The organism is Lachnoclostridium sp. An131 (assembly GCF_002160825.1).
Lineage (GTDB): Bacteria > Bacillota > Clostridia > Lachnospirales > Lachnospiraceae > Laedolimicola.
Genome location: NZ_NFLI01000002.1, coordinates 97,960 through 115,368 on the forward strand (window position 1 = coordinate 97,960; position 17,409 = coordinate 115,368).

At 51.2% G+C, this 17,409-nt stretch carries 10 protein-coding genes; 8 read left to right on the forward strand and 2 right to left on the reverse strand.

What is annotated here, in order from left to right:
- Positions 1-85 precede the first annotated feature (85 nt).
- The 3 genes from sfsA (at position 86) to B5E77_RS02115 (ending at position 3,008) form a co-directional block, all read left to right on the forward strand.
- Complete coding sequence (gene sfsA / locus B5E77_RS17450) at positions 86-766, forward strand: DNA/RNA nuclease SfsA (protein ID WP_087163741.1); 681 nt, start codon at positions 86-88, stop codon at positions 764-766.
- On the forward strand, positions 767-1,876 hold the full coding sequence (gene mutY, locus B5E77_RS17455) for an A/G-specific adenine glycosylase (protein WP_087163742.1): 1,110 nt from the start codon (positions 767-769) through the stop codon (positions 1,874-1,876).
- A 106-nt stretch (positions 1,877-1,982) separates the two neighbouring features.
- Positions 1,983-3,008 (forward strand): glycosyltransferase family 2 protein, encoded by a 1,026-nt coding sequence (locus B5E77_RS02115; RefSeq protein WP_087163743.1) that lies wholly within the window; start codon positions 1,983-1,985, stop codon positions 3,006-3,008.
- A gap of 121 nt (positions 3,009-3,129) precedes the next feature.
- Here the strand turns inward: B5E77_RS02115 and B5E77_RS02120 are convergent, their stop codons facing one another.
- Positions 3,130-3,804, reverse strand: coding sequence for a phosphatase PAP2 family protein (locus B5E77_RS02120; protein ID WP_087163744.1), 675 nt, complete (start codon positions 3,802-3,804; stop codon positions 3,130-3,132).
- Between the two features lie 191 nt (positions 3,805-3,995).
- Positions 3,996-4,925 carry a diacylglycerol/lipid kinase family protein gene (locus tag B5E77_RS02125; protein ID WP_087163745.1) on the reverse strand — a complete coding sequence of 310 codons (930 nt, stop codon included), beginning with the start codon at positions 4,923-4,925 and terminating at the stop codon, positions 3,996-3,998.
- A 159-nt stretch (positions 4,926-5,084) separates the two neighbouring features.
- Between B5E77_RS02125 and B5E77_RS02130 the strand changes: the two genes are divergently transcribed.
- The 5 genes from B5E77_RS02130 to B5E77_RS02150 all read left to right on the forward strand — a co-directional run bounded on the left by B5E77_RS02130 (position 5,085) and on the right by B5E77_RS02150 (position 17,144).
- Positions 5,085-5,621, forward strand: a complete 537-nt coding sequence (locus tag B5E77_RS02130) for a tyrosine-type recombinase/integrase (protein WP_242963549.1) — start codon at positions 5,085-5,087, stop codon at positions 5,619-5,621.
- A 463-nt stretch (positions 5,622-6,084) separates the two neighbouring features.
- On the forward strand, positions 6,085-6,492 hold the full coding sequence (locus tag B5E77_RS02135) for a hypothetical protein (protein ID WP_087163747.1): 408 nt from the start codon (positions 6,085-6,087) through the stop codon (positions 6,490-6,492).
- A 4-nt stretch (positions 6,493-6,496) separates the two neighbouring features.
- The gene (locus B5E77_RS02140) at positions 6,497-15,106 is read left to right on the forward strand and encodes a Cna B-type domain-containing protein (RefSeq protein WP_087163748.1); all 8,610 of its coding nucleotides are present in this window, start codon (positions 6,497-6,499) and stop codon (positions 15,104-15,106) included.
- 29 nt (positions 15,107-15,135) lie between these two features.
- Positions 15,136-15,477: a helix-turn-helix domain-containing protein gene (locus B5E77_RS02145; RefSeq protein WP_162609620.1), complete on the forward strand. Its 342-nt coding sequence runs from the start codon at positions 15,136-15,138 to the stop codon at positions 15,475-15,477.
- A gap of 101 nt (positions 15,478-15,578) precedes the next feature.
- Complete coding sequence (locus B5E77_RS02150) at positions 15,579-17,144, forward strand: NAD(P)/FAD-dependent oxidoreductase (RefSeq protein ID WP_087163750.1); 1,566 nt, start codon at positions 15,579-15,581, stop codon at positions 17,142-17,144.
- Positions 17,145-17,409: the final 265 nt, after the last annotated feature.

Below are 17,409 nucleotides of genomic sequence, written 5' to 3' on the forward strand. Positions count from 1 at the left end.
TGCGCCGATTTTACAGAATATTAAGAAAAGCCCAATCTTATGTTAAAAAATATTTATTACAATAACAAAGGTATACTTGGAAGCTATGCGTTATGAAAAGATGGAACCGGCTGTATTTCTGGAACGGCCAAACCGCTTTGTGGCTTATGTGGAACAGGCGGGAAGGCGGGAAATCTGCCATGTAAAAAATACCGGGCGCTGCAGGGAGCTTCTGGTTCCGGGGGCAGAACTGTATGTCCAGCGGTCGGATAACCCGGCCCGCAAGACGGCTCTTGATCTGATCGCCGTGAAAAAAGGAAGCCAGTGGGTCAACATGGATTCCCAGGCGCCCAATAAGGCCGCAGCCGAATGGCTGCGCCAGGGCGGCCTGGGATGCCGGGAGATAACAATCCGCCCGGAATATAAATATGGAGATTCACGCTTTGACTTCTTTCTGGAGGCAGATGGAAGGAAGGCGTTTATGGAAGTCAAAGGAGTGACGCTGGAGGAAGACGGGATTGCACGGTTTCCGGACGCTCCGACGGAGCGCGGCGTGAAGCACATCCGGGAATTGATCCGGTGCCTGAACGCCGGGTATGAGGCATATGTCTTTTTTGTAATCCAGATGAAGGGCGTGCGGGCATTCGAACCGAACGACAGGACGCACCCGGCCTTCGGGGAGGCTCTCCGGGAGGCGGCAAAGAAGGGCGTGCAGATCCTGGCTTATGACTGTGTGGTAAGGCCGGATGAGATGAGTATTGATCAGAGGATTGAGGTTTGGTTATAAATGGAGAATTTACAGGAGATTCCCGCGCCTCTTCTGGCATGGTATGACAGGCACGCGCGTATCCTTCCCTGGCGTGAGCAGCCCACTCCATACAGGGTGTGGGTTTCAGAGATCATGCTGCAGCAGACGCGGGTGGAGGCCGTAAAACCATATTTTGAACGGTTTATCGGAGAGCTTCCCACGATCCGTGATCTGGCGGAGGCGCCGGAGGACAGGCTTTTAAAGCTGTGGGAGGGGCTCGGCTACTATAACCGCGTCCGCAATATGCAGAAGGCTGCCAGGCAGCTTGTGAGCGGATACGGCGGCGAAATGCCGCAGGATTTCGATGCGATTCTGGCGCTGCCGGGAATCGGAAGCTATACGGCCGGAGCGATCGCTTCGATCGCATTTGGCATGAGGCGGCCTGCGGTAGATGGAAATGTACTCCGGGTTTTGTCAAGGCTGGAAAAAAGCTATGATGATATTTTGAAGCAGTCGGTCCGCCGCCGGTTTGAGGAGGAGCTGCTGCAGGTGATTCCGGAAGAACGGGCGGGAGACTTCAACCAGTCTCTGATAGAGCTGGGCGCGATTGTATGCGTGCCAAACGGGGCGCCAAAATGCCCGGAATGTCCGCTGAAGGAGGTGTGCAGGGCCCATGCGGACGGCGTGGAGCTGGAGCTGCCGAAAAAGACGCCGCCCAAAAAGCGGAAAATGGAAGACAGAACCGTCCTGGTTCTCGTTTCAGATAATAAAGCAGGGCTCCATAAGAGGCCGGAAAAGGGCCTGCTGGCGGGCCTTTATGAGCTGCCGAATCTCCCGGGCCGCCTGAACCGGGAAGAGGTACTGGAATTTGTGAAAAAACAGGGTCTGTCCCCGCTCAGGATTCAGAAGCTGCCCGCGGCAAAGCATATATTCAGCCATATAGAATGGCATATGACCGGATATGCGGTGAAGGTGGAGGAGCCGCCTGCTTTCTGGGAAAACGGCGGAACAGAGCCGGAAGGAAGGGAGATTCAAAAGGCGCCTGCGCAGGAAGAAATTTTTTTCGTGGAAAAAGAACAAATGGAAAAGAATTACTCGATTCCGGCTGCATTTGGAGCCTATACGCAGTATTTTAAGGAGCGGTATTAGCGCTGGCAGATAAAGGGGCGAATTGCTTTTCGCCGGCCGGCGTAAAATATAAATACAAAAGACGGCCACAGAAGTGGCTGTAAACGAACGATATGAGGAGGAAGCCATGAAGCTGTTATCTGTTACAATTCCGTGCTATAATTCCGAAGCTTATATGCGAAACTGCATTCATTCGCTGCTGGCAGGCGGCGAGGAGGTAGAGATTATCATTGTGGACGACGGTTCCAGTGATGGAACCGGAGCGATTGCCGATGAGTACGCTCAGAAGTATCCGACGATTGTCAAGGCGGTTCATCAGGAGAACGGAGGACATGGAGAGGCTGTCAACGCAGGACTCAGGAATGCTACGGGACTCTATTTTAAGGTGGTAGACAGTGATGACTGGGTATCTATTTCCGCATACAAGGAAATTTTGAAGACGCTGAACCAGCTGGCGGGAGGCAGGCCCTCTGTGGATATGCTAATCAGCAATTTTGTATATGAAAAGGAAGGCGCAAAGCGTAAGAAGGTCATGAGCTACCGTTCGGCGTTCCCACAGGACCGTGTTTTTACCTGGGACGACGTGAAATTTCTTCACAAAGGGCAGTACATTCTGATGCATTCGGTAATCTACCGGACGAAGCTTCTCCGGGAGTGTGGATTGGAGCTGCCGAAGCACACCTTCTATGTGGATAACATTTTTGTATATCATCCGCTTCCGTATGTGAAATATCTGTATTACCTGGATGTGAATTTTTACCGTTATTATATCGGGCGGCAGGATCAGTCTGTGAATGAAAAGGTGATGATAGGGCGCATCGATCAGCAGATCAAAGTCAATAAGCTGATGATAGATGACTATAAGCTGACGGATTCCCGCCAGGTTCCGAATAAAAAGCTGCGCCATTATATGAAGAATTACCTGGAGATTATCATGGTGATCTCGTCGATTATCGCTATCCGTTCCGGCACGGAAGAAAATCTGCAGAAAAAATATGAGCTTTGGAAATACCTGAAGAAAAAAGACAGGAAGCTTTATTACGAATTGAAATGGGGAATTCTTGGGCGTACGATGAACCTTCCGGGCAAGAGCGGAAGAAAGATTTCGGAGACGGCCTATAAGATTGCGAACCGGTTTGTAGGCTTTAACTGAGAAGAAAGCAGACAGAAGGGATACGGCGGCTGCCGTATCCCTGAATTTATGCAGTAAAAAAATCTCTGGTTCCGTGCGGGGCAGCACGGGGCCAGAGATTTTTGTTTTGAAATTATCCAAGCTATGCGGCTTCTTCCGTCTGCGGCTTGCGTTTCCTTCCCCATCCGGCTCTGACGGCTGAGTAGTCCGTGCGGTATACGAGCTGATCCATCAGAAGCCCCAGCAGAATGCCGGAAACGACGTCCAGCACGGAATGCTGCTTCAGGAACATGGTAGCCAGAATGATCGAGACCATGAGCACAAAGGAGGCTCCGTGAATCAGGCGGTTTTTGCCGAGGGACTGATTGTTGGCGACAGCCCGGTGGGCCGCGATGGAATTGAATACATGCAGGCTTGGGAAAATATTCGTAGCGGTATCAATCTGATACAGAAGCGAAACTGCAAGTGTAAAAATATTATTCCGCTCAAAGCCTGAGGGACGGAGCAGATGTCCGTTCGGGTATATCGTTGAGACAATCAGAAACAGCGTCATTCCGGTAAACAGAAAGATACAATACTGATAAAATTCACGCCTGCTTTTAAAAAACAGGTACACAAAGACCACCGCCACATAGGCAAACCACAGAAGATAAGGAACGATGAAGTATTCCACAAAGGGAATCATATCGTCCAGGCGGACATGAATGACGTGATAGGGCAGGTCGGCTCTGCTTTCCAGCCACATGAACCAGGGCATATAGATCAGCCCGTAGAGCAGGACAAGAGCATGCCTGTACTTTTGAAATAGTGTCTTCATTATGCTCATCCTCTTTTCCACATATTATAAAATGGATTCCGGCGGCCAGGGGGCGTGAGCATATGCTGCGCTCAGGCCGGAAGTGCTTTTGTTCTCATTATATGAAACGGAGTATAGCACAATAATTCTTCATGTTCAACGAAGTTTATTTTATCTTAAGAAAATTTTCAAAAAGTTATCAGCGATTTCTACTATTTTTCAGCGGACCTGGCAATGACATACAGAGCGTCCGGAATACAGCGGATCTGCATTTTACCCTTCAGAAAATAGGGCTCTCCGTCTGTATGTACCGCGAGGCGGCGGGAACTCTGGAATTCCATGGAACGGGCCCGGAGCAGGTGCACACCGGGCAGGATTCCGTGGATACCCAGAAGAGAAAGAAGAAAAAGGGGTATGATTAGGAGTCTGGAAGGCCCTTCCACAACGCAGAGATCCAGAAAACCGTCGTCCGGCTGTGCTGAGGGACAAAATCGGACTCCGCCGCCTTCAAAGCGGCAGTTCATGGCAGATGCAAAAAACGTTCTCCGAAACCGGAGGGTCCGGCCTCCGTCGAGCGTAATGGTCATGGGCGCAGGCTTGCAGAGAATCAGCTCTTTTATGCCTGTAGCGATATAGGTCAGCTTGCCCAGGCGCAGGCGGTTCAGGAAATTTTTTACATGGGAGGAAAAGGCTGCGTGGCAGATGGACGCGTCATAACCGCAGCCGCAGCTTACCGCAAAATACTGCGTCCGTTCTCCCAGCTGCGCGCATCCAAGATCAATACGCCGGAAATAGGAAGGATGGAGAATGCTTCTCACTGCCTCCGCAGTGTCAGAGGGCAGGCCCAGAGCCCGTGCAAAATCGTTGCTGGAGCCTGTGGGAATATAGGCAAAGGTTACCTTTGAAAAATCCTGAATGCCGTTCAGAATCTCGTTCACTGTTCCGTCACCTCCTACAGCCACAAGGGTGACGCGTTCCTTTCGGGAAGTGATTTCCTTTGCCAGCTTCACGGCGTGATAGCGGTAAGAGGTGAAGAAAACCCGATATTCTACCTCCTCCTCTTCAAGAATTTCTTCTACCGCTTTCCATACGTATTTTCCGCTGCCGGAGCGTGAACCGGGATTTACGATAAAATAATACATATTATGAAGCCCTCCTGCCGCAAAATAATTTCTGCATGTAGTATACCATCAGGAATCAGCTGATTCAAGCAGGCAGGAGGATTTGGTATGATTAACGTTTAGGAGCGCATACTGAGAGCAGAGCAGTTTTTGCTGAAATAAATAAAATGGAGGAAGCAAGTGGAGACGAAAATAAGGATGGAAGTCGCAGAGATCACGGACTCGTCATTGGAAAGGTTCCGTGACAGCCTTTACGAAAAAGAAAAGGCTTACGCAACTGTAAAAAAATATGTGAGGGAGCTGAAATTTATTACGGCTGAGGCGGTATTGTCCGGGCGTGCCGAGATCAGCATGAAAGGGAAAAACAGAATTGTAATCCTGACTGAAGCGCTCAGAAAAAAGCTGAAGAGCTATATGAAAGAGGCAGGAATCAGGACAGGGGTCGTCTTCCGAACCAGAAGCGGGCGTCCGATGGACAGAAGCAATATCTGGAGCGACATGAAAAAGCTGTGCAAAACAGCGGAGGTGGACAGGAGAAAGGTCTTTCCCCACAGCCTGCGCCATCTGTTTGCCAGGAGTTATTACAGCATGGATAAGGATCTGGCCCGTCTGGCCGATATCCTGGGCCATTCTTCTATTGAGACCACAAGGATCTATGTGACAGCAGGCGTGAGTCTTTATGAAAAAACAATGCGGAGAATGAGGCTTGTCCTGTAAAAAACCACAGAATAATGATTCTGTGGTAGTGATACGCGTTCGACGGATAAGGAATATCTGTTTACATAGTAGTATAGCGGAAAAATTTGTGAAATGCAAATTATTTTTACAGCCTCGGCTGTGACGCCGGAAATATCCATACATGCCAAAGAGCCTGTAACCTATGGAGCTGGGTACAGGCTGTATTTTCTGCTGTCTTTTGTCAGATCAGACATTTTATCCCGCGTTTTACAGGAACATCCGATTGCTATATGAAGTATATATTTGTAATATATATCTGATTTTCTCTAAAAAATTCTGATAATTAACCACAGAATCATTATTATGTGGTGACAATGCGAGAGACGAAACGAGGACACACAATATTCAAACACTTTTCATGGAATTTTCATGGAATGAACATACTTTTTCTGGAAGATCTAAAGAGATACGTTTTGGACGGAAGAGAAAGGAGAAGTTGTAGATGAAAAAATATGCAAATCACAAGCTCAGATGGAAAGGCAGTATTCTGATAGCCCTTATCAGTGCTATTCTGCTTTATACACTGGCGACTGTATATGCAGAAGACGAGAAGGAGAGCCGGGCAGATGTGTCTGTAGAATGGCAGCCAGAGGCATCTGAGGCAAGGACGGGAGAGACGGTAGCGATTCGGCTTTCCTCTTACATAAATACGGAGACGGCAGAGTCTGCGGAGGTCAAAATTGCGCTCACAGAAGAGGAGGCGTCCATGCTGGGAGAGCTTCCGGAGGGACTGGCTCTGGAGAACGCGGAAGGCGGAGGAAGAACCGGAGGTCACAGAGCTACGGGAGCTGATACAGGAGAAAAAGGGTGGAACGCTGAATTTTACGGCGTCTTTTGGCTGGACGCTTGAGGCGGTGGGGAAGGGCAGTGTCACGCTTGAGACTGTTTTGAATGGTTCAGAGGACGGAACAGAGAGCGAAGCGCTTCTCGGTGACGCCGGTTTTGATGTGGTACTGCGTTCTCAGAACCGAGAGGATACGGGGACTGTATATACGCAGGATCAGTCGCTTCGCCTGACGCTGGCTCTGCCGGAAGGAATTACGCTTCCGGAGGGCGAGCTTACTTTTGATGCGCAGACCCAGACGCTGATGCTGGACGGCAGCGCTTTGATTCAGCTGTCCGGGCTGCCGGAAGGGATGACCCTGACAGAGTGCGCCAGGACAGAGGAGGGGCTGTCCTTCACACTGGAGCGTTCGGAGGCTTATGACAGCGGCACCGGACAGGAGCCGGAAGAGCTGGCAGATCTGGAATTGACGCTGACGGTCAGCGGCAGCGTCCTTGCGGCAGACGCGCAGACATCCGCCGGCGCGTCTGAAATCCGTCTGGACGCGGAGCTGGAGTCTGTGCCGCTGGCAGGCACTGCGGACAGCCGTACGGCGTCCGCAGCCTGCAGCATCTCTGCAGATGGCGAAAAAACGGAAAATGCGGAGGAAGCCGTGCCGGAGGAGGAAAGTCTTCCGGAGGTACAGAGCCTGGGAGACACGGTTGAGGTCGCCGCGAGGGAAGGAGCTCTTGAACAGACCATCGTCTGGTCTGATAACAACAATGAGAGCAGCACCCGCCCGGGTGCGGATGAATATGCAGAAAGCTATGCGCCCGGACTGAAATTTACCCTGACAGAGCTGAACGAAGCTGGGGAGCCTGTGGGCAGCGCGGAAGGCCCCACGGAGCTGACAGAGAGCAATATGGCTGATGTAGGACTTGAGGCGATGCCTGTACCGTCTGTGCAGGAGGATGGAGTAGACGTCTATGAGCTGGGCTATGACAGCCTGCCTTCCGTAATCACAGTGACGGATATCGATGGAAATTCTGTCAGCTACCAGGTGGACTGGGAGCTGGGAGATCCCGTGGAGGCGGAAGGATACACGCTGGTGGAGGTGACGAAGGAGGAGATAGAAAGCGGCGGGATTGCCTCTGTAACTACGCCAGGCTGGTATTATGTGCTGGAGACAGAATTTACTTTTGATGTTACTGTCCGCTGGGGAGATCTGGGCTCGGCACAGGGACTTACGGAGGCGATATTAAGAGAGCTTCAGCTTTATATAGAGATAGGCGGCAATTCCCAGACGTATTCACTTTATGAGATTCAGGATGTCCTTCAGATTGATACCTCCGGGATTACGGAAAATCCTACATCGGGTACGGTGACGATTTCTGGAATGTGGAAATACAATCTGGATGGAACGGAGGCTGTGTATTATATTACTTGCGATGACGGAGCAATTACCTCCGGAGATCTGCCGGATGCCGGGCTGGAGGAGGGAGATTCTTTCAGCCTCACGATTGACAATTCGAATGTTTCGAACGTCAGTTCTGTGACAGACCGGCTTTACAGCGGAGGATCGCTTTACCTGACGCTGACGGGAACGACGGATTATCATGCAGTCAAAATGTGGCTCGATGACGGAGAAGAGGAGACGAAAGACGAACGTCCTACAGGAGAATTCCAGCTCTGGCGCTATCGCGCAGGCTCTGATTATAGCACGGCTGCTCCTGTCAGAGATGAGGACGGCGAAATTTTGACAATCGATCTGACGCAGGAGGATACGATATCTATTGATTTTTCTGATTTGCCGAAATACGACTCGGAGGGTTATGAATATATTTATGTGGTCCGGGAATATATGGATGGGGACGGATACGAGCAGGTATTTGGAGCAGTCCAGGAGGATGGAAGCACAGACGATACGGTATGGGTTTCCGGGGATGACGGTCATTTGACGGAAGGAGTGCGGGAATCCGGAGATACCTATCTGTATGACGGAGGAACGCTTTCCAACCGTATTACGGACACCGTTCAGACGGAGGCGGTAAAGACCTGGGAGGCATCCGCTTTCCAGGCGGATTTTGAGGATGTGACAGTAGTGCTGACTCTTCAGTCGCGGCTGAAAAATGATCCGGATGCCGGCTGGGAGGATGTGGTTCAGAACGGAAGCACTGTCACGGAGACCATGGGGGATTTTACGGCAGAGAACCTGTCGGCCTCTGTCAGCCTTACCATGCCAAGATATGATGAGCTTGGGCGTGAGCTGGAGTACCGCTGGGTGGAGACGGCTGTCTACCAGGGAGAGGAACTGACGGATAACCTTCTGGAAACGGACGGAGAAGGGGGAGGAAGCTTTACTCTGGTTCAGGAGAATATAGAGGTACGGTATGATTCTGAATCTGTCATAGATGAAGGAGGAGACGGGTCTTCGGAAAACCCCTATTCCACAGATGTGACCAATTCCATCGCCAATACCATAGATTATCTGGCGGAAAAGATCTGGCTGAATGAAGAGGGAGAAGAATATGAGCCGGAAAATACAACAATTACCTTCAATGTGTACCGTATTTTGAGCGGCGGCAGCCTGTCGGAGGCCGATGAGCCGTACTTCACCTTTGAAATGGACGGCACAGCTGACGGAGAGCCCCGGGAAATCACCGTGGATGGTGAGACCTTCACAGTGGAGGAGACAAAAGCATGGGTGGTGACGGTATCAGATCTGCCCCAGTACGATTCGGAGGGCCGCGAATATGAGTATGTGCTGCTGGAGAACGCGGCAAGCGGGATTACGCCTACTTATGAGACGATTCGTGATGAAGATGGAAATTATTCTACGACGATCACCAATGCGCCGGGAACAGGCCACAGGATCACGGTCCGTAAGGAATGGATCGATGACAGCGATCTGCTCCACAGAGGGACGGTGGTGATCGGCGTCTACAGTAAAGTGGAGAAAGGCGGATATACACAGGATGAGCTGATTGCTGCGGTGGAGCTGAAGGATGGAATCTGGCAGGCGCAGGTAGGGATCGGAGAGCTTGATCCGGAGACGGAGGTATATGTCCGGGAAATCTCGGTAGATGGGAATAACGTGGTTTGGGAAGAGGGAGACCTGGTTTATGAGTCTGATGATGCTTCGGAATATACGGCAGATCAGGTCGAGACTGAAAACCACAGATATGAGGTTACCTATCAGGAGGCTGTGCAGATTGCCAGTGAGACAGTCCACACGGTAGTAAACCGCCGTCTGGGCAACGTGGATCTGACCGTTACAAAGGAATGGGTAGACGGAACCGGGGAAATCCGGGATCAAATTGCGGATGTTCTGGAGGGCCTGGCGGAAGAGGATAAAATTTCTCTGGCTGTAAGACTGGAATTCGCAGATGATATGGATGCGGATACGAACGGGTATGCCATCAATTATGAGGACAATACTGTAACCATCAGTCCGGGAAATGAGGTAGAGATCCGGAAGCCAGGCGCAGACTGGCAGGAAGAGGACGACAGGGATACTTTAGAGTATTCTGAGGCGATTCAGGCGATCGATTTGCAGGAGGAGTCGTCGACGTATTATTTCTGGAATCTGCCAAAATATGATCGGACTGGAAGGACAGTTCATTATCAGATAGATGAGGTCTGGGTAAAGGGCCATGAAGTTGTGTCACTCTCAGAGCTTGCGGCAAAGGATCCGGATACCTATGGTGAGCTCTATGAACTCTGGATCCAGTATCAGACTGCGATCACAGAGGAAAGCTACGAGACAGCTGCCCGGCATGATATAGATAAGCAGGAGATCTCCATCACAAACAGGCTGTCCGGAACCAAGACACTGCTCTGGCATAAGCAGTGGAATGACATCTACAATAATGAGACGGGCCAGAGGCCGGATATCTATCTGAATATCTATGCGGTCAGCCATGTGGAGAATGCGGACGGCAGTATTGCCGAGGTAACAGAGCTTTATCAGAGAAACTACAAATGGGAGTCTTCTCAGGGAGACGTAGATGGAGAGACAGGCGAGGATTACGACAGTACCCGCCACTGGCATGCTGTTTTGGAGGGTGTGCCGATGTACGATGAGCTGGGCTATGAGATCATCTATTACGCGGTAGAGAATATGGCTGTGGACGGAAGCTCCTTTGACTATCAGGACACAGCCTACCGTATGGATGGCACAGAGCTTGGAACAGTGAAGGAAGCCAGCGAAGAAGCAAAGGCAAACGGAGAGGTATTGTCTGTGACGGACGCCGACGCAGGGGAATGCTATGCCCTCAAGGAGGGAGGGACCTTTGTAAATACCATATCCGGAACGGTGACGATTCAGGGAAGAAAGCTCTGGACGAATCTCCCGGCCTCTTATCCGGCTGAGGATTTCCCGACGGTGACCTTCGCGCTCTGCAGGAAGGTTCAGGGAGAAGCGGAGTCGGAAGAGAAAGAGGTGGCCACACTGACCGTATCGGAATGGGCAGATATCTATTCCAACGGCTCCTATACCTTCGAAATCCTTTATGAAGGCGCAAATACGATGACCATCAGTACGGATCCGGATACAGGGGAAACAGCTATTGAAATAACCGGGGAAGCGGACGCAGCTTATCTTCCCAAATACGATCCGGCCGGAAGGCTCTATGAATATACGTTGAAAGAGAAGGAGATTCAATGGCCGGCCGGAGTAACGGGAAGCTATGATGAAGCTGCAGGAGAAGAGGTTCCTGATGAAGGTGATATTTTTGATACGTCTTCCGGTACGGCAGGCACCTATCAGCTCAACAATACATATCAGCCGGTGACAGGAGAGCTCTCCTTCCGGAAATATCTGTATTTGCCGCTTGACGAAACCGATACGCCTGAGGCCTATCCGGCAGTGACCTTTGAGATATCGCGGACCTATACGACGAATGAGGGTGCAACATCGGATAAGGAGGTTGTGGATACAATAACTTGGAGCTCGGCGGAGATAGAAGAGGCATATAATGCGCTTGGAGAAAGCAGCACGGAGAAGCATGACGGACTTGTAGAGTGGTTTTACACCGCAGAGGATCTGGCAGTCTATGCGCCGAACGGTTCCCGGTACATTTATACGATCACAGAAGTGAAGACAAATCTGCAGGGATACGATACCTGGGCTGTGAACGGGGATGTTGAGGCAGAAGATATAGACAGCATTACAGATCCTGCAGATCCAAATAAAAGCTATGAAGGTACAGAGGTCACCGGTCTTTATCCGGCAGAGTCCAGTGACACGGAGGAATCCGGCGATCCGGCTGAATCTAGTGATACAGCAGCGGCCACCTTTATCAACAGACAGGCGGATCCTGCGGAAACAGTGGAGATCACGGGCCAGAAGGTCTGGGAGGATTATGGAAATATCTTTCATCTCAGGCCTGGTGATATTACGTTGACACTGTACCGCTATGCGGATTCACAGCCGGGACAGGAGAATGCGATTGCAAGAGAAGAGGTTGCAGAGGAAAACTATGATCTTGAATGGAATAAGGATGCAGAAGAAAATGTCTGGACCTATACAATTACCGGAAAAACAGACAGCGGTGAGCTGGAACGCTACGCGCCTAACGGCATGGAATGGGTCTATGTAGTCGAGGAGACACTGGCTGAAGACAGTGAATACCAAAGTAAGCCTTCAAGCGGCGAGGTGTCCGGCGGGAGCTATTCTGAAAATGAGGGTACAGACACGGCCGCAGCCGCAGGCACGATCACAATGGACGATCTGACGAATACCCTCCAGACCGATATATCATATAAGAAGGAATGGCAGGATTCGGAAGGAAATGTCATAACAGAGGATTACCTAGGCTACGAGCTAAAGGTAGATTTCCAGCTCCAGGTAGCGGAGGTCACGGATAATGGCGGCACGGAAGAGATAAGCAACTGGAAGAATGCGGGTGAATATTTTGAAAGTGCGTTGTCTGAGGATAATTATACTGCGATTTTTGGCGGTGATGGCAGCGATGAATATGATTTCACTGCATCTATCCAGGGCAGCATTGACAGCGGCGCCTGGAGCAATGGCGGCAGCTTTACAGGCCTTCCGCTGGTGATTCAGAAAAAGGATGGTGGGCAGGTAAATCTGCGCTACCGCGTAGTGGAAACGAAGATTACCTATGGCATTACAGGAGATAATGTGAATACTGCGCCTTCTGTGACAGTCACAGTTTTGGACAGTGACGATAATACCACCTACACGTATCAATTCGATTCAGTGGCTATGTTTGAGCCGGGTTACGAGGATGAGGAGAATCGATATAACACTGCATCTACCGTGACCCACGTCAACGTACTGCAGACTACCGGCTTTACGATTGAAAAGGTCTGGGCAGGCGACGCGGACAACAGCTATGGCACCAGGTACGCGGCAGGCGGTTATGATTGGGAGGTATGCTTTGTAGTTCAGCGTACCACGAATGCAAATCCGGACGAAGACGACTGGGAAAACGTCGTGACCGTAGGCGATGACGGGACGGAGGAGGCTTATATCGTCCGGCTGCATGGGGACGATACGGTTTCCGGTCTGTCTGCGGAGATTACAGGGCTTCCGAAGACCGATGCCGCCGGGAATACCTATTATTACAGAGCTCAGGAGCTCGCGCCGGATGCGGACAGATATGCGGACAGACAGGTGGATGAAGAGGATGTGATTGCGGAAGGCGGCGAGTATAACACCGCTTATACTGCCGCATATACGGTAAATAATACAGCAGATCATATGTCCACGACAGTCACGAACACGATGACTACAACCCGCTTCTATGCGGAAAAATCCTGGCTGGGAGAGGAAGCGGCAGACAGTGTCACACTGGAGCTTCAGTATCAAAACGAGGCAGGAAGCTGGGGCAGCATCGGATCCGGAGCAGAGGTGACGCTGGATGGCGGCGCCGACACAGATGCAGAAAGGGATGGAGCTTCCTGGTATGAGTATGACGGCTGGAAGGCAGTCTGGATGAACGTGCCGGAAAGTATGCCTGGAAGCCTTCTGGATGCGGAAGGCAAGACGCAGTACCGGATCGTAGAGACTGTGCCGGGCGGCTATATCCAGGTTGATTCCGGAACGGACGTCGTAGAAGAAGGAGGAAATGAGTACACAGAATATACCTTAATCAATTCAAAATCAGTGACAGTGGCAGCAGAGAAGGTATGGTATGCGGATTCGGATCAGCAGAAGGAGGTAACGGCGGCCCTGTACCGTACCACGGGCAGCGCGGGAGACGGAAATTCTGAGCAGGTGACAGACAGTGACGGCAGTCCGGTTACGCTTAAGCTGAACGCGTCGAACAGCTGGAAGGCCAGCGTTTCAAACCTGCCCAAGTATGATGAAAATGGAGAGGAATATATCTATTACGTCCGTGAGACGGAGATCGGAGGAAGCGGGGAGCTTTCCGGCTTCCGGATTCTGTACGAGGATGAAGGAAAGGCCGGGGACAATGCGTTTTCCACGGTGATCACAAATATTCAGCGGACGGAACTGGAGGTGACAAAGATATGGAAGGATAATGCGGATCTCTATGGTACAAGGCCGGAGGACGTGGAACTGATTCTCTGGCGGAGCACGGAGGAAAATCCGGATCCGGAGAACGCGGGAGACTGGGAACAGGTGACAGAAGAGACACTGGACGCAGAAGGAGCCTCCCTGTCAGAGAGCTGGACGAAGGCGGATGATGAGTGGTATTTCAGCTTCACAGGGCTGCCTGCGTACAGCAGCAAAGGAGAAACCTATACCTACCGGGTGAGCGAAGCGGAGATTTCCCTGCCGGAGGACGCTGCAGCGGGTGCAGGAGACGGATATGAGTCCTCCTGGGATGCAGAGACCGGCACGCTTACAAACACCCTGACCGGAACCACGGAGGTGACGGTGACAAAGAAATGGGTGGACGGCAGTGACCGGCGGGGAGAGCGGCCCGAAAGCATTACCGTGATTCTGCTGGCGGATGGCAGCGAATACCAGAGAGCTGAGGTTTCAGCAGGCAGCCTCCTGGACCGGCTGGCAAAAGCGCTGACCGGACAGGATACGGACGTCTGGACCTATACCTTTACGAATCTGCCGAAATACAATGAAGACGGAAAACGTATCGAATATACGGTGGTAGAGGAGGAAGAAGAAGGGTATGACGTTTCTTATGACGGATACACGATAACCAATACAAGCAGGTACGGCGCTCTGAGTATCGAGAAAAACGTAACCGGTGATGGAGCCGAAAAAGACAGGTATTTTACCTTCACAGTCGTTTTGAAGGATGCGGATGGAAATACGCTGACAGGAGAATATGAATATACCGGCAGCGGCAGCGGAACCATAAAGAGCGGAGACGCCATTCAGCTGAAGCACGGTCAGAGGATCACTATCTGGGATCTGCCGGTGGGAACGCAGTATGAGATTACCGAGAGCGGCAATGACGGCTATGAGATGACAGCGGAGGGCGCCGCAGGAACGATAGAGGGCGGAAGCACTTCGGAGGCATCGTTTGAAAATTATAAGCCGGGCTCAGAGGACGGAGACGGAGGCTCTTCATCCGGAAGCAGCGGAAGCAGCAGTACGTCTCAGGCAGGCGGAGCAGAGACCGGAGACAGCAAAAGCCCCGGGATCTGGATTGCCCTGATTCTGCTGTCAGCAGGCTGCATAATCGGAATTCTCCTTTATACCAGAAAGATAAAATCTGAAAAAACACAAAATAGATCCGAATAAAACAGGAAAGACAAAAGGAGTGTTTGACCGTGGATCAGAAAAAACAGCTTTACAGCAGAATTGCGGCGGGAGACAGGATCCGAAGCCGCAGAAAACAGCTCGGCCTGACCAGAAAGGAAATGGCGGAGCAGATTGGTAAGGCAGAAAAGTACTATGCGGATATAGAACGCGGATATTGCGGGATGTCTCTGGATACAATGATAGAGATCGCAGACAGCTTAGGACTTACACTTGATTACCTCGTCTTCGGGAACGATGGCAGAGAGGAATCGGAGCGGGAATCCGACAGCATACAGCTTCTGGTAAGAGGCTGTGATGAAAAGAGGCGGAAAAAGGCCGTGGAGCTTCTGAAGATTTACCTGGCAGAATAAGAATTTGACGGGGCGGCGCAGATCGTGTACAATGTAAAAAATACCACCCGCGCCGCTCGTTGTCTGCGGGAATACATAAGTAGAAAATAAAGGAGCTTCAGATGAAGAAAGCATTGATTATCGGTGCCGGTCCGGCGGGCGTGACGGCGGCATACGAGCTGTTGAAGAAATCAGACGAGTACCAGGTGATTGTGCTGGAGGAGAGCCAGGAGATCGGTGGAATTTCCCGTACAGTGCGCTACAATGGGAACCGTATGGATATAGGAGGACACCGTTTCTTTTCCAAGGATGACCGCGTGACAGAGTGGTGGGATGGGATTATGCCGCTTCAGGGGCAGCCGTCCTACGACGACAGGAAGCTGGGACGCAGCGTTCCGTTGAAGGAGGGCGGTCCGGATCCGGAGAAGGAGGACCGGGTCATGCTGACCAGGAACCGGGTATCCCGCATTTATTACAATAAGAAATTTTTCGATTATCCGGTGAAGATGAATGCCAGGACGATCAGGAATATGGGCTTTGCCACGACAATGGCGGCAGGCTTCAGCTATCTGAAGACGGTATTTGTGAAAAAGCCGGTGGATTCTCTGGAAAACTTTTATATCAATTCCTTCGGACGCAAGCTCTATTCTATGTTCTTCGAGGGATATACAGAGAAGCTCTGGGGACGCCATCCGCGTGAGATTGCTCCGGACTGGGGCGCGCAGCGTACCAAGGGTCTGTCGATCATGGGCATTCTGAAGGATAACGTTCAGAAGCTTCTGCCCGGAAAGCAGGACAAGCATCAGGTGCAGACCTCTCTGATTGAGGAATTCAACTATCCGAAATACGGTCCCGGCCAGCTCTGGGAGACAGCTGCCGCCGAGGTGGAAGCCATGGGCGGAGAGATCCGTAAGGGCTGTAAGGTGACAAAGCTTCACACGGTGGACGGACGGGTGCAGAGCCTGACCTATGAGAAGGATGGAGAGGAATACACGGTGGAAGCAGATGTATTCATCTCATCTATGCCGATCAAGGATCTGGTAGCCGGCATGAATGATGTGCCGGAGGAGACAGCGGCCATCGCGGCGGGACTGCCGTATCGTGATTTTGTGACAGTGGGGCTGCTGGTTGACAGGCTGAATCTGAAAAACGAGACGAATTTGAAGACGTTGGGCAACATCGTTCCCGATTGCTGGATTTACGTGCAGGATGTGGGTGTGAAGCTGGGCCGTATTCAGATTTTCAATAACTGGTCGCCCTATCTGGTAAAGGATCCAGATCACACGGTCTGGATCGGCCTGGAGTATTTCTGTGCTGAGGGCGATAAATACTGGAACATGAGCGAAGAGGAATGGGTGAAGTTCGGCGTTGCGGAGCTGATCAAGATGGGCGTTATCACCAGCGAGCGGGATGTGCTGGATTCCCACCGCGAGCGGGTGAAGAAGGCATATCCGGCGTATTTTGACACCTATGCGCAGATGGACGATCTGATCGCCTATCTGGATACCTTTGAGAATCTTTACTGTGTAGGCCGGAACGGCCAGCACCGTTACAACAATATGGATCACTCTATGGCTACATCCTTTGAGGCTGTAAACAATATCCTGAGCGGCCGTAAGGATAAGAAAAATATCTGGAGCGTGAATACAGAAAAAGAGTATCACGAGGAGAAAAAGGAAGAAAAATAAAAAATATAAAACGGATAGAAGTGAGAAAAAGGGGAGACAGTCCTGTGCAGGCTCTGGGTCTTGAAAAAGCCCGGCCTTGCGGGACTGCCCCCTTTTTTGGCGCGGGTTTTTGGGGACGCCGTTTTTTAAGGCTGTCGTTTTTTGAGGCCGCCATTCCTGAAGGGCGCTGCGCCTCCCTTTGCCTAAACAGGCAGGAACCGGCAAAAGTCACAGCAGAGTTCCGTTTTGTACACAAAAAAATGAAACCTATACCGCAAAATAGAAG